General features: G+C 39.5%; 17 protein-coding genes. 3 read left to right on the forward strand and 14 right to left on the reverse strand.

The window, feature by feature from the left end:
* The first annotated feature begins 119 nt into the window (after positions 1–119).
* Both ADJ60_RS08375 and ADJ60_RS08380 read left to right on the forward strand, forming a co-directional pair.
* Positions 120–896, forward strand: a complete 777-nt coding sequence (locus tag ADJ60_RS08375; protein ID WP_049544552.1) for a polyphosphate polymerase domain-containing protein — start codon at positions 120–122, stop codon at positions 894–896.
* Complete coding sequence (locus ADJ60_RS08380) at positions 889–1572, forward strand: DUF4956 domain-containing protein (RefSeq protein ID WP_049544553.1); 684 nt, start codon at positions 889–891, stop codon at positions 1570–1572. Before ADJ60_RS08375 ends, ADJ60_RS08380 begins: the two co-directional genes overlap by 8 nt.
* Positions 1573–1723: 151 nt before the next feature.
* Here the strand turns inward: ADJ60_RS08380 and ADJ60_RS08385 are convergent, their stop codons facing one another.
* From ADJ60_RS08385 to ADJ60_RS08460, 14 genes are all read right to left on the reverse strand, one after another.
* Positions 1724–2281, reverse strand: coding sequence for a sugar O-acetyltransferase (locus tag ADJ60_RS08385; protein ID WP_049544554.1), 558 nt, complete (start codon positions 2279–2281; stop codon positions 1724–1726).
* Positions 2282–2376: 95 nt separating this feature from the next.
* Entirely contained in the window at positions 2377–3234 is an 858-nt protein-coding gene (locus tag ADJ60_RS08390) for a VOC family protein (protein WP_000220690.1), read from the reverse strand.
* Between the two features lie 264 nt (positions 3235–3498).
* The gene (locus ADJ60_RS11860; RefSeq protein ID WP_049544555.1) at positions 3499–6606 is read right to left on the reverse strand and encodes an LPXTG cell wall anchor domain-containing protein; all 3108 of its coding nucleotides are present in this window, start codon (positions 6604–6606) and stop codon (positions 3499–3501) included.
* Positions 6607–6767: 161 nt separating this feature from the next.
* On the reverse strand, positions 6768–8087 hold the full coding sequence (locus ADJ60_RS08400; protein ID WP_049544556.1) for a glycosyltransferase: 1320 nt from the start codon (positions 8085–8087) through the stop codon (positions 6768–6770).
* Between the two features lie 199 nt (positions 8088–8286).
* Complete coding sequence (locus ADJ60_RS08405; RefSeq protein ID WP_049544557.1) at positions 8287–9165, reverse strand: glycosyltransferase family 52; 879 nt, start codon at positions 9163–9165, stop codon at positions 8287–8289.
* Positions 9162–9866: a cytidylyltransferase domain-containing protein gene (locus tag ADJ60_RS08410; protein ID WP_049544569.1), complete on the reverse strand. Its 705-nt coding sequence runs from the start codon at positions 9864–9866 to the stop codon at positions 9162–9164. The genes ADJ60_RS08405 and ADJ60_RS08410 overlap by 4 nt, the downstream gene beginning before the upstream one ends.
* 870 nt (positions 9867–10736) lie before the next feature.
* Entirely contained in the window at positions 10737–11933 is a 1197-nt protein-coding gene (locus ADJ60_RS08415; RefSeq protein ID WP_049544558.1) for a CAP domain-containing protein, read from the reverse strand.
* Positions 11934–12069: 136 nt separating this feature from the next.
* On the reverse strand, positions 12070–13107 hold the full coding sequence (locus ADJ60_RS08420; protein ID WP_049544559.1) for an aldose epimerase family protein: 1038 nt from the start codon (positions 13105–13107) through the stop codon (positions 12070–12072).
* Between the two features lie 265 nt (positions 13108–13372).
* Positions 13373–14539, reverse strand: coding sequence for an SIS domain-containing protein (locus tag ADJ60_RS08430; protein ID WP_049544560.1), 1167 nt, complete (start codon positions 14537–14539; stop codon positions 13373–13375).
* A 297-nt stretch (positions 14540–14836) separates the two neighbouring features.
* Positions 14837–15241 (reverse strand): PTS sugar transporter subunit IIA, encoded by a 405-nt coding sequence (locus tag ADJ60_RS08440; RefSeq protein WP_080983374.1) that lies wholly within the window; start codon positions 15239–15241, stop codon positions 14837–14839.
* Between the two features lie 3 nt (positions 15242–15244).
* Positions 15245–16066, reverse strand: a complete 822-nt coding sequence (locus tag ADJ60_RS08445; protein WP_049544562.1) for a PTS system mannose/fructose/sorbose family transporter subunit IID — start codon at positions 16064–16066, stop codon at positions 15245–15247.
* The gene (locus ADJ60_RS08450; protein WP_000617009.1) at positions 16053–16958 is read right to left on the reverse strand and encodes a PTS mannose/fructose/sorbose/N-acetylgalactosamine transporter subunit IIC; all 906 of its coding nucleotides are present in this window, start codon (positions 16956–16958) and stop codon (positions 16053–16055) included. The genes ADJ60_RS08445 and ADJ60_RS08450 overlap by 14 nt, the downstream gene beginning before the upstream one ends.
* A gap of 26 nt (positions 16959–16984) precedes the next feature.
* The gene (locus ADJ60_RS08455; RefSeq protein WP_000156972.1) at positions 16985–17461 is read right to left on the reverse strand and encodes a PTS sugar transporter subunit IIB; all 477 of its coding nucleotides are present in this window, start codon (positions 17459–17461) and stop codon (positions 16985–16987) included.
* A complete protein-coding gene (locus ADJ60_RS08460) occupies positions 17458–19245 on the reverse strand; it encodes a glycoside hydrolase family 35 protein (protein ID WP_049544563.1) in 1788 nt (595 codons plus the stop codon). The genes ADJ60_RS08455 and ADJ60_RS08460 overlap by 4 nt, the downstream gene beginning before the upstream one ends.
* Before the next feature lie 319 nt (positions 19246–19564).
* Here ADJ60_RS08460 and ADJ60_RS08465 point away from each other — a divergent pair, with 319 nt between their 5' ends.
* Positions 19565–20281 (forward strand): GntR family transcriptional regulator, encoded by a 717-nt coding sequence (locus ADJ60_RS08465; RefSeq protein WP_049544571.1) that lies wholly within the window; start codon positions 19565–19567, stop codon positions 20279–20281.
* Positions 20282–20361: the final 80 nt, after the last annotated feature.

The raw sequence follows: 20361 nt of genomic DNA on the forward strand, positions 1-20361 counted from the left end.
TTAACAAAAGTTTTAGGAAAATTCCATAGACTAATTACAAGCAAGTTCAACTTGCCCAGACACACCTATCTGCTAATAAGATAGTGTACTGAAATAGTTTGATAAAGGAGACAGGATTTATGAAACCAATTGAAACAAGCTTTAAACGAATCGAAACCAAATATGTCGTTGCCAAGGGTGACTTGGCTAATTTAATAGAGAACTTAAAAATATACCTCGTCGAGGATGACTATCCAACTTCGACCATTTCCAACATCTACTTTGATACAGAGCAATTTGATATGATTCAGGAGGATGGCCAAGGGACTAAGCGAAAAGAAAAGATTCGGATGCGAACCTATCTCAGTCAAGTCCAGCCTGATAGTCAGGTATTTTTAGAAATCAAATCTAAGGACAGAGCTGGTGTCGGACGAAAACATCGTCTCTTATCGACTCCCCAGTCTATCACCCAGTTTATGACCAAGGGACAGCTGGATAGCAGTATCAAGGACCGAATGATAATTGAAAAAATTCAGCAACTCCAAGAGGAATATCAGCAAGCTATTATCCCTCGTATGTATATTTACTACGACCGTTTTTCTCTCAAGGAAAAGAAAGAAATTAGCGGATTTCCCTACAATAAAATTCGTATCACCATTGACCAAAATCTAACCTATCGTGATAATAATGTCAGTTTATTCTCAGGAAAGGACGGTTGCCCTCTACTAAACGAGGACATTGTCATCATGGAAATTAAAGCACCTGGTAGAAAACCCCAATGGCTACAAGATATTCTCGACCAATATGGACTGGTAGAGCAGAAATTTTCAAAATACAGCTGTGCCTACCACAAGTCTCAAGGGCTGGACTATAGCCCACGACCAAGCACAGAAAGTGTAGGTACTACTTATGTCTAATCTTTTCAACTCTATCTTCAACGACACAACTGCCACTGCCAATCCTATCCAGCTCTTTCTGGCTCTCTTGGTCAGCCTGATTTTAGGTTTGGCGCTGACCTGGGCTTACAAACACCGTACCCTCTATACACGGGAATTTGCTGTTAGTTTGACCCTACTCCCCTGCTTGATGACCTTGGTCATCTTTCTGGTAAATGGCAGCTTAGGAACCTCTATCGCTGTTGCAGGAACCTTTAGCCTCATTCGTTTCCGTTCAGCTACCAGTGGCTCACGGGAGCTAATTGCGATCTTCCTTGCCATGATTATCGGGCTGGCAGCAGGGACAGGCTACCTAGCTCTAGCTATTCTCTTCACCGTCTTTATCTTAGCAGTATGGCTTCTTTTAGAAAAGCAACAAAGCAAGAGCAATCACCAACGTCGTAGACTATTAACCATCACAATTGCCAACCAAGAAGAAAAACTCCAAACTATCCAATCTGGGCTATCACAATTCTGTACTGAGTTAGACCTCATCTCTATTGATACCAGCAATGATGGAGAACAAGTCACCACTGTCTACGAAGTGGACTTCAAGGCTCAAACCGATGATTTTCAAGTCATCAATTACCTCACTAAAGAACAAGATACTTACCAGGTTTCTCTGACCAAAAATGCCAAGAAGAGAAAGAATTTGTAGAACTTCTAGCGTAAAACCTAGCAAACAGCTAAGTAAACACTCAATTGAAAAAAAGTTAACCTAATTTATGATAAAAGGCATCATATCAACGTTTTTTAAACACCTGATATGATGCGCTTTTCTTATCTTAAAAACTTTTTTACCAATCTCTTTATTTCACAGGTATCTCCTTAATCACGCGCGCAGGATTACCAGCTAGGACAACGTTGTCGCCAAAGGACTTAGTGATTACAGCCCCTGCTCCAGCAACAACATTATTACCCAATGTCACTCCAGGAAGGACAATGACGCCTCCTCCAGCCCAGAAATTGTCACCGATGGTAATGGGCTTCCCGTATTCCACACCTGAATTACGTTCCTGCGGGTCCAATGGATGGAGGGGAGTCAAGAACTGACAGTTGGGACCAATCATCGCATTGTCCCCGATGCGAATCGGACAAACATCCAGCATGGTCAAGTTCCAATTAGAATAAAAATTTTCCCCTAGATGAATATTGACCCCATAATCGACCACCAGGCGTGGATTGACAAAGATATTTTGTCCAGTCGAGCCGAACCAGATCTTGATGATTTCGACTCCCTTCAAAGGATCTTCTTCCTTGTTAAAGGCAGACTGTTTTTGGCGAGAAGCCTGAGCCAAGGCTCGCAATTCTGGATCCGATGGACGGTAAACCTCTCCTGCTATCATTTTCTGGTATTCACTGGTCATTGTTTTCTTCTCCTTGTTCCCTACTATCATATCAAATTTTTTACATATCTGACTAGGATAAGGAGCACTTTCCACAATTTATACTCTGATTGTCATCATATCCTGTCTAAGCGGATACGAGTCACAATTCCGTCTGGGTCTGTGATTTCCAACTGGCTTGATGTCAGCCATTTGATTGGTGCATCAACTTCTTGTGCTCGCTGGGCAATCGTTAACAGTTCTTCTTTACTAGCAACCTCAATAACATAATGGGCCAAACCTGGCAAGTCTTGCTTACGCGGAGCCAGATTTTTTCCTCCCCATTCGTTGACTGCCAAATGATGATGATAGTCCCCAGCTGCAATCCAACTAGCGCTAGGCACACTGAATTTATCCTCTAACCCTAACACCTTTTGATAAAACTGGCTGGACTTTCGACTATCCTTGACGGAAAGATGAATATGCCCCATTCTCGTACCTTCTGCCAGGATAAAGGGCTCTACTCTTTCCCCCAGCTCATAAATGTCCTGCGCCGCAAGAGCCTCCGTCACTCCGATAATGCGTCCGTCTTCTCGAATATCCCATGTGGAAACCGGCTTATCTCGATAGAGTTCAATGCCATTTCCCTCCAAATCCTCCAAGTAAAGAGCCTCACTGTACCCATGGTCTGCACCGCCAACTAGAGGAATCTGTAAATCTGTCAGGTGCTTCAAGACATCCGCCAAAGCCTTTCGTGTCGGCAAGAGAATGGCCAGATGGTAAAGGCCATAATGTTCCCTTACTTCACCGCTCTCTTGTGTTTGAATCAAGTGTACCAAGGCTTTTCCTCCAAGTCCCAGAACGACCTCTGTCTCAGTTTGAGATAAGATTTCTAAACCAAGCACTTGCTGATAAAAGGCTGTTTGACTTGCCAAATCCTTTACATTTAAAACTGCCTCTGCTAAATAAATGTGACTCTTGTATTCATAGGTCATAAATGGTCCTCTTTCTCGGTTGTAATTATTTTTATTACATCTATTATATAATTCCCATCAAGAAAGTCAAGCCAGACAACTTATAGATTATGATTCTGCCATCTTGTCTATATGGGATTAGAACGAGAAAAATTTACAGAGAATTGACAATAAAACCACCGAAAATTTTTAACCAATGCTATGATGACTCTTATCTCAACCCAAAAAGAAAAGGAGCGGATATGATATCCTACTCCTTATTCTTGTCAGAAAATCTAATTAGAATTAGTCTTCTTTTTTCTTACGAGCAACAAGTCCAAATCCACTCAAGACTCCAAGAAGTCCAAGTGCTGCTAGGCTAGCATTATCTGCTGTACCAGTGTTTGGAAGTTCAGCTTGTCCTGTTTGAGGTAACTCTTCCCCAGATTCTGAGTGTTGCCCCTGAGATGACTTGTCCTCTTCTTGGGTAATCGCTTCATCTTGATAAGAACCTTCTTGTTTTGTAGGTTCATCAATCTTAACAGAATTTGACTGAAGGTATTCTTGATCCTGTGGTTTCGCTACGTCATCGCCTATTAACTCAGTATATAAATGGGTAACAATGCCATCTTTTTCATGGGTCATTGTATATCTATATTTCTTACCATTTTTCGATATGATATCAGATTTAGGAGCCAATTTACCAATTTGAATTGGAACGAGTTCTTCATTCGATTCAATAATAATATGACGAGTAATCAATAATGGAGCTACAGGACGAATCGCTGGTTCACCTTTCTCACTTACAACTCCTTCTGGCAATTCTGGTCGTACTTCCGGTTCACCCTTCTCACTCACAATACCTTCTGGTAATTCTGGTCGTACTTCCGGTTCTCCCTTCTCACTTACAACTCCCTCTGGTAATTCTGGTCGTACTTCTGGTTCACCCTTCTCACTTACAATTCCTTCTGGTAATTCCGGCTGTACTTCTGGTTCACCTTTTTCACTAAAGTATTCTAAAAAGTCATAAATAACTGTTTTTTCATTTTCATCAACTGTACCTATTTCAGGCGCTGATGTAGCACGATGTCCTTTGTAAAAATAAGACTTACCATCTTTTTGAAGTATTGTTCCCACTTTAGGAGCAGTAGACGTATATTCATCTCCTATAGAAGCATCTTGTGTTAGTAGTTTTCCTGCTGCTATTTCAGTAGTTGTTCCTTCTAACATGTATTTTGCAAATACATTTCCACCCGTTGCTAGTTTATAGACATAGGTAATTTCAGTAGTTCCTGATGCAACTTTTCCTGTCTCAGCCGGAGAGCCAGTTTTCAGTCCTACTAGTTTATATTTTTTACCATCTTTGGTGATTTCTTGTAGTTTTACCGTTGTAGCATCATATGAAACCTCTTTGTTTGTTGTCGTTGGTGTTCCTACTACTACTTTTTGATTATCCTTATTTAAGTAATATTTAGTTTCTGTAGAAGATATCACTGCATCTTTAACAACATCTGTACTTTCTTTAATAGAAGTTCCATCCGCTAATTCATACTTAACAATGACACTACCTTTACTCTCAGTAGTTTCTGTTTCTTCCTTAGCGTAGATGTTTTTAACATTAGTTAGTTGATCACTAATATGGTAAGCACGGGTTGGTTGGTATAAGTCGTAATAATGAATTTCACTATAAATAGGCTCAGATATTGACGCATGTTGTTCATATTTCGTAGGTGCGGCAATTCTATATCGAACTCCATCTTTTTCATATTCTTTATATAATTGGCCTAATCCATATTGATATCTAGTATCTTCACTATAATATTTCGAACCAAAATAGCCAAATCTATAAGCTAAATAAGTTTTTTCTGGTTGATTAGAATCATCATCTTCACTAGGATAATAAGAATCTGTACTCTTATCTCCTAGTTTAAAATCTACATTTACTTCAAACACATTTTTTACAAAATTTGCATTTGTTGGAACTTGGTCGACATACTGAATTGCTTTATGAGCCTCTTTAAACTTCGTGACATTTGCTTTTTCACTCTCGTAGTTAGCAGTGTCTTTAAACTCTTCAATATTTCCAACAAATTTTGGTTCTACTTTATCTCGAGAATTTTTCCATCCTACTGTAATTTCTTTTTCGCCAAACATTTCTTTTAGCTTAGTTATATATTCTGTCACATCGTTATATTTTACAAACTTTCCGTTTTCTCTTATATAACCATTAAACTCCTGATGTACAGAATAAGTAGGACGATTCTTATTATCTACTGCATTTTTATTTGTTAATGTAACCTTATAGATTTCTTCCCATGTCTTTTCTTTTTCAGAGTTAGTGACATCTTCGTCTTTTAAATCTCTTAATCTCTCATCTAAAAGATTATTTAAGCCTTCCTCTAATGCTTTCTCATTAAAAAATGCACCCGCCGTATACGCTTCTTGTTCCGTTGCTGTAGAAACAGATTCTTTTAATGCTACCTCATTTTTTTCAACAACTAATATAGTATCTCCTTCCTTAATTCCACCATCAGTTGTTATATTTTCTTTTGTAAAATCTTTAGCATCATTTTCACCTTGTTTAAATGTTTCAACAGCCCAAGAATCATTGGCTGTAGTTGGTTTTGTGGCTAAAACATACTTCCCATATTTTCCTTCATCAGTTTCAGAAACTAACCAAACTCGACTACCTTCTTTAATATTGTTATAGCGAATACTTCCATCTTCATTATGCAAGTTTCCAGGATTTGCATGTACTGTAATATCATTGAAAGTTGTTTCCTTAGTAGTCCCCTCATGTTTATCTACTTCTGTATCAATCTTATGATATTTTTCTCCGTTCTTTTCTAAAACTTTATCAGCTTCTTTGATTTTACTTAAAACATCATTAGTTAAATTTGCTACATTTCCTTCATAACGTTTGCCAAAAAGTCCACGAATTTTATAATCCATAGTAGTACTAGAAAGGTGTTTATCACCAACAGGAATTTCTACATCAGATTCTTCTTTCAGCACTTCGCCTTCTTTTGTGACATAAGAAATTTTTGAATCCTTAAAGTTATCTTCTCCTTGTTTTTTTATAGTTTCCTTTTCAACTCTGTCTAAATTATATTTGGCTCTACCTTCATTCTCGCGATGATTTCTTTCATATCCATCTTCTGTCCCCGTTGCATGATAATTCAAACCATCAAACACATGCATTTTTGGCATTGTATAGCTACCAGTACCATTACTCAACGTTTCCATTTCCACATTATCTTTTGCAGGTGTTACTGTAGTTTCATTAGCTGTATTTGTAGTTTCTTCAGCCAATACCGGACTAGCTCCAACAACCATCATCCCTAATAAAACAGACGCTGCACCAATTCCTTTATATTTACGTAATGAATATTTTTGAATTGTATCTTTTTTCATAAGGTCTTTTCCCTTTTATTTCTTTCTACTCATTATAAAAAATTATACTAACTATACTAGTATATCACTCTCAGTTTCCTTTATCAAACAATTATACATAAAGGAAATTAAAAAAAATAGATAATAAGATATCCAATAAAATCTCATTATCTATTTCATTTTTAGGCGTTCATGAGTGATAAATATCTCTTAGAAACTTGTTCTTTTGAATATCGATTCACAAACTTACTTGTATTTTCTAGCTCGATTTCTTTATCAGTCTCATATAAACACTTGATAAGATGCGCTAACTCCTCTGGTGTATCATATAAGCAAATATCTGAGTTCTTAGATGCATAATATTGATGAGCAATTTCAACATTAGAAAGCAAGGGAATCAATCCAAAACTCATAGCTTCAACACAGGCATTGGCAAATAATTCCTTTTGGGAAGTTGAAATATAGCCATCATGTTCCCAATAAGGTACCTCATCTACATATCCAACAACATGAATGGTAGATGGCAAAGTCGGATACTCTTTCTTCAATTTGTCAATATCTCCACCATATAAGAATACCTCTACAGGTAGGTCTTCTTGTTCTAACTTCCTAAAGGCTTCTATAATCCATTCTACCCTTTTTACCTTACTCATATTCCCTACATAACAATAGGAACTAGGCTTTCTTCTTTGTAATACTACTGAGGAAACTTGAGGTGCAAAAATCGGTGGCATAAATTGTGCGTGATACCCTAAATCTTGCAAGATTGATGTTAATACTTCTGAAGCTACTAAATATCTAGTTTTTCTTCTTAGATTATGAGCTGGATTTAGCAATACATTGTCATGGATATATTCCCAATAGAGACGGTTTGTATTTTCTACAAAGCGCCATAATTTGGGAGTCACCACGTTATGTTGATCTCGAATTAAGATGTCTTTCTTATCTGTAAGACTGATTAATACCTGAATCAATAAGTCTTCATAGGTTAACCATTCTCCATCTTTATAATATAAATAATTGTCCTCCATCATATAAATGGGACTTGGTTCTTCTCTTGGCTTATAGTACCGTGCCCGCATTGCTGTCGAACCATCTCGATTTAACCATTCCAGTTCTTCTTTTTTATTTTTCTTTAAATATAATCCGGAAGTAAAATATAGGGTTTCATCTTCTAATTCAATGCTAGCCACAAATCCATTAACAACAGTCATTTTTCCATTAGGATACCTATCAATGATATCAGAAGGGCGAATACTTAATTCATCATGACCAATATCTGATTGATAATGGCTTACACTCACTAATTCATCCCTTTCAAAACCTATTTGTTCATAGCCAGCCTTCCAATCGGGTCGAACTTGAGGATGGGTTAAAATATATAGATGTCCCCAACCTAAATAATCTGCAATTTTCTTTCTAGACAATTGGGATGATTCAAAGCCATATTTTCTAACCTCTCTTTGCCAGAGCCCTGGATGTATTGTAACCATTTTAGTCATAACAATCTCCTATCATATACGGTAACCTTTGCGACTCATTTATCTGTACTTGTTTGTCAGAAAGATTTACTAATCTGAATTATATCATATGAATCATACTTTTACTAGATTCTATCAATATACCCAACATCTACTTAATACCCCAATAAAAAATCCAAGCTAGTGCATGGATTTACATTTCCTAATATATTTATTTATGCTACCAGCCAAGTGAAACCCTTTCAAATTGACAACCTAATCGTCGCAATTCTTTTTGACGGTCCTCATAGTAGGGGAGAGAAATACCTGTGATGGTCACATGGGGCAGGTCTTTCAAATGGAGGCTGACTGATGAAGTAAAATGATAGACATGAACGAACTCGTATTCTTGAAAGAGCTGGGCTAGGACATCTTCAAAGATTAGCTCCGTCTCCAAGTAAGTCACATCTGGTATAGTGAAAGTCTCCTTGGGATGGGGTAGATAGAGGTCAATGGCCAAGGCCTTGGCATAGGTACTGATAAAACGGATGGAAATCTGGTCGTCCTCTTCCGAGAACTTTTGGCCCAGCAGGACCTTGACTGTCTTGCCATTTGAAACGGGTGCTTGGGGCAGGTCAAAAAAATGCTCCAAATAGACTAGCTTTTCTCTCGCTACGACATGGTAGTCACTGCGATAGAGGGTATAGTGCTTTTCCGTCCGCTCAATCAAGTCATCTCTGCTCAAGCCCAAGGAGCCAACCTGACTGGGATGGAGAGGCCGGGCATACATGCCCAAGGGGTAAATATCCGCATAACCATCATCGAAACTCCTGAGGTGCTGATAGGTCGAACTAGCAATCAAGTCCAGAATCAAGCTATTGTCAAAACTGGCATAAAAGATAGTGTCATAATTTCCAGCCAGCTCCTGACAAATCTGAGCCAAGTCCTCTGCCGTCTGTGGATAGTGAACATGGTCAAATTCCTGAGCATAATATTCATGACGGGCATTTTTGACAGGACTAACATAGAGGCTGACAAAGTTCTGATCAGGATAGAGTCCCTTAATATGCTGGGCAATCTTGGCCTGCAAGGGCGTTGTGGCAATGATGAGGTGTTTCATCTCTTTGATTCTCCTAGGTGGTGATGTTGCAGTAAGGTCTCAACGACTTCAAAGTCCAAGGCATCGTCGATATCATAAGAATAGAGTTTGGGCATTTCATAGGCTACTGTCTTATCTGTATAAAAGGTCTCATCTCTTAGGTAAAGGTCCTTGCGAGAAATCCAGATACTACCGTTGGGATAGTAATAGACAGGCTCTTTTTGCCGAGCATAGTGCTTGGACACCTGAGGCGGACGGATAAAAGCCGACTCCTCCAACTGCAAGAAAAGACTGCGACTCTTATCTGCCTTGACACAGGAAATCAGATGGTCAGCTCCAGACTGACAGTAGAGTTGATAGGATTCGATGAGATGCTCTACTTCTCTCAGGGGTGAGGTCACCTGCAGATTTACGAAGAGCTGCTCTTCCTCAAAGGGGTGTAAAAAGTCTCGTAAGGTTTCTAAGCTAGAGGTTGTTGCCAGGGCCAATTCTTTTGATCTATGGACACAATGAATCTCTGGATAGGCTTGACGACAGAGTTCTAGATAGGCTAGCGAGTCTGAGGAGACCCAGATGTCACTAAATAGCTTGGAGGCTAGAGCGACTTCGATGGTATAGAAAACCAAAGGTTTGCCTGCTAGCGGTTTGATATTTTTATCCACTAAGCCGCGTGAACCCGAACGGATCAAAATGACGGCTATGGGTTTACGTTTTACATTCATAAATTCTCCCTCTAAAATAGAGATAAGTGCCAAGAGACCTATCACCAGATAGCTAAAACAAGCACTATCTAAACATCTCTTCTGTTCAATCATTCTCCAAACAACTAAAAGAAAGCAAGTTAAAATCTACTAAACAAATGTTTCTGTATATTTTAGAAACCATTTCGAACTAAGAGCCAGAGATTGAGGCTAGATCTACTAGATTGGATTTAGAAAAATCAAACCATATCATCTCTTCCAAATTAAGCCTAACTTCATTTCAAATAAGTTAGGAACATTTGATTTTTGCCTCTAAAAACGAGGACTAATTTAACATCGTAAGTCTACAAAAATTTAACGAATGGTTCTGTGTAAACTAGCAAACGGTTAAAACCTTATAGGTAGTAGACTTTCTTCATATAAATTTCTTGAGAGTGAATAATTGATTGAATCCTATACTCTTGTAATTCTCTCTATCTACTTTGAAGGATAATATGGGACTGGAAAAGTCCAATCGAGGCTACCCTTAAAATTAACAACCTCAAAATCTGAAAAACTACCCTCACTTTCGTGAGGGTAGTTGATCAGTTACTGTGCTTGGGGATTTCCTAGCAAGTTCCCCCTCAAAAGGACTTTATGATATTCTATCACAAAGACTGACCATCTGCAAGATAGACTGGATTAGACAGGATAGCTTGGGGGAGTTTTCTTATTGTTTATAAATCGATTTTCTGAAATCATCTGTGCTACGTAGGTAGGCATTGAAGATTTTTTGTTTACAACTTTCAAGAAAATAGAGAAGGCAAACTAGCCTTCCCCATTTTAAGGTTATATAATTTTACAACTTCCTTATAAAAAGCTATTGAAACAGACTATTTGTTCACTAGTTGCCTAGTTTACCCATTCACCATTTCCATTTACTTTATAACCGTCTGGTGTTGTTGTGCTCACAGCCAAAGCTCCAGAATCGTAGGCATAGTACCAGTGCGGTCCAACTTTAAACCAACCTGTCTTCATGATACCTGCTTCGTCAAGATAATACCAAGTACCATTTTCCTTGTACCAGCCTGTCTTCATAGCTCCTGAGCCATCAAAGTAGAACCATCTATTTCCGTCTGTACCCCAGCCTGTAAACATAGCACCTGAGCTACTCAAGTAATACCAGCTACCATCTACTTTTACAAATCCAGTTTGCATGACACCTAGGTCATCCAAGTAGTACCATTTACCATCCGTTTTCACCCAGCCTGTCTTCAGATCACCAGACTCATAGAAATACCATTTTCCATTAGATTGCACCCAACCAGATTGGTCTGAACTAGAAGTTCTAAATTCTTTCAGCGCTTTTTCTACAACGACTGCTTTACTTTTAACTGTTGAAAGGTTTGAGGAGGTCACTTCTGTATACTGAATAGCAGGACCATATCCACCAGCCAATTCCTCTGAAGAAGCATCATCACCTAAAGCTAGAGAAATCGTTGCTACTTTCTGAGAACTAGCTGCATTTTTAAAAGCAGCGAGCCCCACATAGGTAAATTTAGAATTGATCAAAGCCTCATAATAACCTGTAAATTCTTTAGATGTTCCACCCTTCTTTTTCGCTACATAATTTGCCTTCTCAGCATGCCAATTTTCAATTGCTTTTAGAAAACCTTCATAGTTCACATCTAAAGCTTCTCCTCTTATACTATTACTAGATGGAAAAGCAGTCCAGATTTCTTTCGTAGAAAGACGCTCAGGTTTCAGAGTTACTGACACCTCAGTAGCTCGTACAAAAGCAGTTTTCTCAAGATCAGTAGACCATTTGATAGGAACATACTTATCTACCAAACCTTCATCAGCTGCTTCCTTACGAATCTTATTAATCGCATCCAAAATAGTTTGTTTATTTGGGGTTAAAAATTCTCCCTTAATCCCAACCAAAACATTGCCACTAGAGGGATTTAGCACTTCTGAGCTCAAGACATTTTCATTTCTACCATCTGCAGATTGTGTTGCCACCAATCTGTCATTGGCAAAAACATCATTTGTCAAAACTGCTCCAGCTAAAGTCAAAGCCAAGGCGCTAGCAAATACAATTTTCTTCATTTTTTCTCCTTTTATCCTATAGATAGGACAGGTATTTTCAATATTAAATTATATCATATTTTCCTACTCTTTGCCCATTTCTACTAATGTTATAAGACAAATGCTATTGACCCGAAAAGTAGAAATTCCCATCCTTTTATTTCACAACAAGCTCATAACGTGTCTTGCTTGTAAAGGTTTGACCTGCTTTGAGAATGACTTGGTCTTTGAGGTCGCTGTGAATGGCATCTGGTAAAGCCTGCGCTTCAAGAGCAATCCCATTGTGCTGTACCATTGGCTGACCTCCTATGATGACACTTTCATCCACAAAGTTTGCTGTGTAGACTACAAAACAAGGAGCCTCTGTCTTGAAGAGCAGGAAGCGACCTGAGTTTTGGTCATAAAGGAAACCAGCATTGTCATGACCTGCAGGAAGAGCGAATGGATGATCCAAACCAGATACCAGTTGGATTTGCTCATCTTCTTCTGCAAAGATGTCTTTCAACAAGGCACCATTGTAGATGTGTTTGACCACATCACGACTAGTATCTGAAGTTTTGGCAGGAACACCGTCAGGAGCGATTGGGTAAATGCCCTCTGTGTTTAGTTGGAAGACATGACGGTCAATCGTCTGCGTGAAATCACCAGACAAGTTGAAATAGCTGTGATTGGTTGGATTAACCAGCGTATCCTGATCGGTCGTTATCTTATAGCTGATTTCATAGGCACCAGTTTCTTCTAAGTGGTAACTTATCCAAATCTTGAGATTCCCAGGAAATCCTCCTGTCCCATCTGTACGCTCTGTGTAGAGGGTCAAGCCATGGTCGCTTACTTCAACTAGTTCAAACAAGCTCGAATCCCAACCTGTTGAACCACTGTGGTTACAGTTGCTAGCATTGTTGACCTCAAGGTCATAAGTCTTGCCATTGAGCTCAAAGGTCGCACCTGCAATACGGCCTGCCACAGGACCTACACTAGCTCCATGCTTGGGACTATTGCCTACATAGCTATCAAAGTCATCAAATCCCAAAATAACATTGGCAAAATTTCCAGCCTTATCAGGTGTGACATAGCGCAAGATAGTCGCACCATAAGTCATAACCTCAAGCTGGTAGCCACCGTCCGTCTCAAAGCGATAGGCCAAGACATCCTTGCCCTCAACATTTCCAAATACACGCTCTGTGTATGCTTTCATTCTGTTCTCCTTTTACTATTTCTCTCTAGCAAACAAACCATAGAAAGCCTACTGACAATCTATGGTTTATCTGATAATTTACAAATCCTCTTGTCAAGAATTCATAGATATTGCCTTATACTCAATGAAAATCAAAGAGCAAACTAGGAAGCTATCCGCATTGCTCAAAGCATTGCTTTGAGGTTGTGGATAGAACTGACGAAGTCAGTAACCATACCTACAGCAAGCCGACACTAGTATGGTTTAAAGAGATTTTCAAAGAGTCTTACTTTTGATATTCGTGGATGATAACACCTTGTACCACACGGTTTACGGTACCTGTAGGAGACGGTGTATCAGGTTTATTTTCTACCTTGAGTGAAGTCAATAGGGCAAAGAGTTGGGCATAAACGATGTAAGGGAAGATACGGTAAATATCATTCAAGACACCGCCACAACCAAGGGCCACTTCTTTGACATTTTCAAGGCCAAAGGTTTGATCACTCAAGAGCACAACACGACGAGCAATCTGGTCACCAGCAACTTCACGAACCAAGTCCAAGTCGTACTTGCGAGTGTAGTCTGTTGTTGTACCAAAGACCAAAACAACTGTATCTTCGTTGATAAGAGATTTTGGACCGTGACGGAAGCCAACTGGACTTTCATACATGGTCGCCACTTGACCAGCTGTTAATTCCAAAATCTTGAGCTGAGCTTCATGAGCAAGTCCAAAGAAAGGACCAGCGCCTAGATAGATGACTCGGTTAAAGTCTAAATCAACAAGTTCTTTGACATCTTCTGCATTGTCTAGAACTTTACGTGCAAGACTAGACACAACTTCAAAACGTTCAGCTTTCACAGCAAATTCTGTAGGATCAAAGACCAAGAGAGCTGTTAACATCATAGACGTAAAGCTAGAAGTCATAGCAAATCCAGCGTCATTAGAGGCAGCTGGTTGCAAAAGCAAAAGATTGCGGTCATCTCCATGAGCTTGAAGAGCCAATTTACCATCTGCTGCGCAAGTAATCGTCACTTGATAAAGCTCATTCACCAAGGCTTTGGCCAAATCAACAGTCGCCACACTTTCAGGCGAGTTCCCACTACGAGCAAAAGATACAAGGACAGTCGCCACATCTTTTTTCAAATAGGTTTCTGGATTGGCAACGATATCTGTTGTCGCAATAGCATTGAAATTCCATTTGCGTTCGTCATAGACTTCCTTAAAGTAAGGTACCAAGGTATCTCCCACATAAGCAGAAGTCCCAGCACCTGTCAAGATAACCTTGATATAGTCATGTTTATCAGCAATCCCTTGTAGGAAGGCTGCAATTTCTTCACGTTTTGCTTGATAAGATTCAAAAGCTTCTTTCCATACATCAGGCTGTTGGTAGATTTCACGTGTAGTGATTTCTGCACCCAATTCGAGCAAGTCTTCTTTTGTATAATGTAGCATTGAGTTCCTCTTTTTCTATTAAATATGGGAATGGGAGTAAGCCCCATTCCCATGTATATTCTATATAAAATGCTCTAACGATTTTCACGTTGTCACATCGTATACTCAATGAAAATCAAAGAGCAAACTAGGAAACTAGCCGCAGGCTGCTCAAAGCACTGCTTTGAGGTTGTAGATAGAACTGACGAAGTCAGCTCAAAACACTGTTTTGAGGTTTCAGATAGAACTGACGAAGTCAGTAACATATACCTACGGCAAGGCGACACTAGTATGGTTTAAAGAGATTTTCGAAGAGTATTATTCATCTTCGTCATCATCGAAGTCCGCTAATAAATCATTGACCTTAACAATGCTTTCTGCAGCACGGTTCTTATAGTCCGCATCTGCGCCTGTAAGGCTCGCATTGATAAATTCAATCACCATTGGAAGATTCATCCCTGCGTAAAGTTCGATGTCACGATCTTCCATAATCAAACGGCTTACCACGTTACATGGTGTTCCTCCGAGAAGATCCGCAAAGACTAGGAAATCATCCAAACCTTCAATAGCAGCTTCAAATTTTGCAGTAAATTCTTCTGGCCCATCTTCTGGAAGAAGAGCTACTGTGTAAATATTGTCTTGTGGCCCCATAATCATTTCAGTGCTACCTTTAAGTTCTTCACAGAAGCGACCATGACTCACCAAAATTAATGATTTAGCCATAAATTATGCGCCCATTCCAAGTACAAATTTACCAAAGGCAGAAAGACCTACTGCAAGAGCGATAATGATACCGATAGCTTTAGTAGAAGTCATACCTTTCTTACCAAGCAACCAGAAGATAAAGGCAGTAAAGATTGCTGGAAGCAAACGTGGGAAGATTTGGTTCAAGATGTCTTGGAAATCAATCATCTTTTCACCGATTGGCAACTTGTAAGAAATTTCAAAGTTGATCATTGTTGCTACAAGAGCACCCATCATGAAGACACCCAGTACAGATGCAGCGTCAATCAAAGCTGTCAATGTACTTTGCATGTTGTTGATAAGGTTAACCCCTTCTTTGTAGGCAAATTCCAACTGTTTCCAACGGAAGATGTCATAAGCTACTGCAACTGCAATCCAAAGGAAGATACCCCAAGGTTGGCCAGCGATAGCCATAGTTGCTGCGACTGACCCCATGATAGCAGGTACAAGTGAACCAAAGATTGTATCTCCAAGAGGAGCGAATGGTCCCATCAAACCTGTCTTGATACCGTTAACGGCGTCTTTTGCACCCACACCATCTTTTTCTTCCATGGCAAGGTCAAAACCAGCGATAATAGTGTGGAAGAATGGTGAAGTATTGAAGAATTGAGTATGAACTTTCATCATTTCTTTCAATTCAGGAGTGCCATCCCCATACATTTTACGCAACTGAGGCAGGATCATGTAAAGGTAACCAGAAGCTTGCATACGTTCATAGTTCCAACCCAATTGGAAAGTAAACAAGCTACGTTTGTTGATTTGATTAAAATCTTCTTTTGTAAGTTTGTAATTAGAATTCGTCATCTTCGATTTCCCCACTTTCTGATGGTGTAGAAGGTGCTGCTACAGCTACTTTTTGGCTATTTTTGAAGTGAAGCACTGCTAAGAAGATACCTACGATAGAGATACCAATCATAGACAATCCTTTGAAGTTGTTCACGAAACCAATTTTTTCAGCAACATCTTTAGGTAGAGTACCGATAATACCTGCAACAGCGCCACCAAGACCTGTTACATATGAGTAAAGAACAGTCAACATAGCTGTCAAACCAAATCCCATAGCAAGGTAGTGAAGGTTACGTTTAACTGGAAGGTAACGAAGCAAGATTGCAAATCCAAGACCTGGAAGCATACGTCCTGCAAGTGTCAAGCCATCTGCAACCCATTTGTAGGCTTCAACGAAGTCTACCACTGATTGTACGAAGGCACCACCAAAAGCAAGGGCAAAGAAGACTGGAAGGGCACGAGATAGAGCCCAAGGAATCGCACCAAGCAAGTAGTTGCGTTCAATACCTTTATAGTCAAAGCGTTCGATTGCAGCATCCACACGGTGAGCGAAGAAAGTAGTTGTCATACGTCCAAGAACGTCGAAGTAAGTCAAGAGAGCTGCTACTGGCACAGCGATTGTTGTAATCGCCAGTGATGCATCAATTCCTTGTGAAACAGAGAAGGCTGTCGCAAGAACCGCACCAGAAGTTGCGTCGATACGAGAAGCACCACCGAAGGTACCAACCCCAAGAACGAACAGTTGCAAGTTACCACCGATAAGCAGACCAGTAGTCACATCTCCCATAATTAAACCAGTAATGAAACCAGCAAATACAGGGGAACCTGCAGATGAAACGATCGTCAACTCATCACAGATTTGATAAGCTGAGTACAAAGTGAGAAGTAAAATTTGCCACCATTGTATCATAACAATGACCTCCTAAAAATTTTTTCCTATTTTAATAAGCTCAAAAAGTCTGAAATTGGATCATTTGGAACCATTTGAGCAGTAAGTTTAACACCTTTTTCTGCCAGTTTATGGAAATCTTCCACATCCTTGTCCACTACGTTGATAGAACGTGTGATGGGGCGAGTTTCTGGTGTTTGAGACATATTCCCAACATTAAGGGTTTCAAGTGGTACACCTGCTTCTACCAAACCAAGGAAGCGGTCTGGTTTACGAGCCACGATAAAGAGACGTTGGCTATCATATTTACCAGCAAGAATATTGGCTGCCGCTTTTTCAATTGGCAAAATACTCAATTTCACACCTGGTGGTGTCGCGAGTTTCAAACCACTCTTTTCAACGTCGTTGTTGACAACTTCGTCATCTACAACCATAATACGTGAAACATTTAGTTTTCCAGCCCAAAGATTGGCTACTTGTCCGTGGATCAAACGTCCATCGATACGGCATCCTACAATTGTCATAAGTTTTCCCCCTTTATATGTTTTAGTGTAGGTTTACGAGTTAAATAAATTTCTTCTTTATATTCACCTTCTGTTTCAAAGATAATGATGCGGTTGGCACCTTCCTTGAGATAGCTATGCGGAATATAAAGCGAGAGTGTTGGGCCAACGTTCCAAAAACGTCCTAGATGCTGCCCATTGACAAAGGCAACCCCCTTACCAAACTCAGACAAGTCTAGGTAAGTATCTTTCGGCTCCTCGACTGTAAAGTCATAAGCGTAAAAGGCTGGTTGTCCTTCTGTCCATCCTTTTGAAAAATCAATTTTCTCAGGATTATCTAGTGGGAGTGGATAGTGTTTCCAGTTCAGTAAGAAGTGCAAATCCTTACAAACCCCTGTCCGAATTCCCTTACGTTGCGTATCTGCTAAGAACTTATGTCCATAGTTAACACGCCCCATATTTTCTACCAAGATATCCAATCTAGACAGCGCTTTCTTTTCGCCTTGATAAAAAATATCTTCCCCAATCTCTGTCTGATATTGGGTTTCAACCCACTGACCATCGACATAAAGCTGGGCCCTATCTCGACCATCAATGATACGAAGTCTTTCTTCTTCTGCATCCCAGTTTGTTTCTGTTCGATAAAGTAGGTAGCCATAACTTTGTCCCAACTCCTCCATCTTTTTAGGATAGAGACTTTCTACAGGACTGGACAAGCTATCCAAGTTTTCAAACAAGGAAACTTTTTCAACCAATGGAATAGCATCCAACTCCATACTCTCTTTGTAGAGTGGTTCCAACTGGGGATACTCTGGGAAATGTGTTGCCATCATCTTCTTGACTGCCAAATATTTGGCAGTTGGATTTCCTTCTTCATCCAGAAGGGCATCGTAATCATAAGATGTAACTTGTGGCAGGTCCAAAGTCCCTCGAGCTGAGCAACCATTCATGAAACCAAAGTTTGTACCACCATGGAACATGTAGAGATTGATAGAGCCTTGTTCCAAAACCTCTCGAACTGCATCTGCCAACTCTTTCGGATCCCGTGTGATAATCGGCTCTTTCCAACGATTGAACCATCCATCCCAGAACTCCATACACATGAGCGGCCATTTCTTGCCATGTTCATCAAAGAATTCCTGCATCTGTGAAAAGTTGTACGGAGCTTTAGAACCAAAGTTTCCTGTTACAAAGAGGTCATCTTCGATTAAGGTTCCAGCTTTCAGAGTAGCTCTCCATGGACCATCTGAGGTAAAGAGAGGACAGGTTACGCCACGCTCTTCCATCAACTGTCGAATTGCTCTCAGATAAGCCTTATCTTCTCCATAAGAACCATACTCATTTTCAACCTGCATCATGAGGATATTGCCACCCTTGTCCAACAAATGTGGAACCAATCGTGACAAGAGCTGGTCATAGTAGCGACCGACAGCTTCAATATAAGCAGGATCTGAGGAACGAAGCCTCATATCTTTGGTTAAAAGCCAAGCTGGTAAACCACCGAATTCCCATTCCGCACAGATAAAGGGAGACGGACGCACAATTGCGTAGAGACCCAAATCTTGTGCTGTTTGGAGAAATCGCTCCAAATCCAGAGCTCCTTCAAAGTGAAACTCACCCTCACGAGGCTCATGTAAATTCCAAGCCACATAAGTCTCTACTGTATTAAAACCAAGAGCCTTCAAGTTATAGAGCGAATGATACCAATCTTCTGGAGGAACCCTAAAATAATGAATGGCGCCAGATAAAATCTTAAATGATTTTCCATCGAGATAAAAATCATCTCGTATCTCAAATCGTGTCATATTCTTACCTTCTGACAACTAAAGTTTACGCTTTCATTTGTTGATATAGTAAATATAACTCAATATCTTACATTTGTCAATAGGTTTTCACAATTTTTTTCATTTTTCACTAAATTTTACACAAAAAACTTATAAAAATCTTGTAATCTATAGGCATAACAACATTTTAGTACCATGTATAAAAATGTAGATTTTTCTATTTATTCCTATGTAAATTAACCTTATAGCCTATTATTCTAATTTTTTTATTCAAAAGGCTACTATTCTTTCCAGTTTTATGGTAAAATCTTTAACGGAGAAGGAAAATCGAGGTGAAAATATGGCAATTCCAAAGTATCAATATATTAAAGATGAGTTAAAGAACAAAATCATTTCTGGTCAATTTGCCAGTGGAGATAAATTCTATACTGAAGCTGAATTGATTGCAATGTATGATGTGAGTTCTATCACAGTTGTCCGCGCCTTAAACGACCTTGCCAAGGATGGCTATATTGTCCGTCAACAAGGAAAGGGTACATTCGTTTCACGCGCACGTAAACACAAACTCGTAGAGTTTTCAGATGTAGAAGTTTTTGAAACTAAAGATGATAAAGTTACCGTCCTTTCTATTGAGCGTGGAAACAAACTAGGCTACTTAGAAAAACTTGGACTACGCGGAGATCAGTTCTACTACAAGATTGAACGCGTACGCGAAACAGGTGGTGTTGTGTACATCTACCATACATCTTACATCCCAGAACAATACGTCAACGCAAATTATCCAAATCTTGAATATTATAGCTCTATCTATAACCGTTTCAAATTGGATTACCACATTCACATGAATGATGAACATTTTGAAGAAATCAATGAAATAGCATTTCCAACTCCAGAACATGCGGCTTCGGTCCTCGGAGTCGATGAACAATTCCCAACCGTTTTACAAACCAAGACTACTAAACTAGAGTCCACTGGTCAAGTTCTCGCATACAGCGAAACATATAAACGAGCGGATTACTACAAAATCAAATTCATTTCATGTGACCGTGATCACTAAGAAGAAAGCCTAAGCCTTGCTTGGGCTTTTTCTATGTTTATTATATGACATTAAAAATGTATTTTCTATATGTAAATTAA

Origin of the sequence: Streptococcus pseudopneumoniae, from assembly GCF_001076775.1 — a bacterium.
Taxonomy (GTDB): Bacteria; Bacillota; Bacilli; order Lactobacillales; family Streptococcaceae; genus Streptococcus; species Streptococcus pseudopneumoniae_G.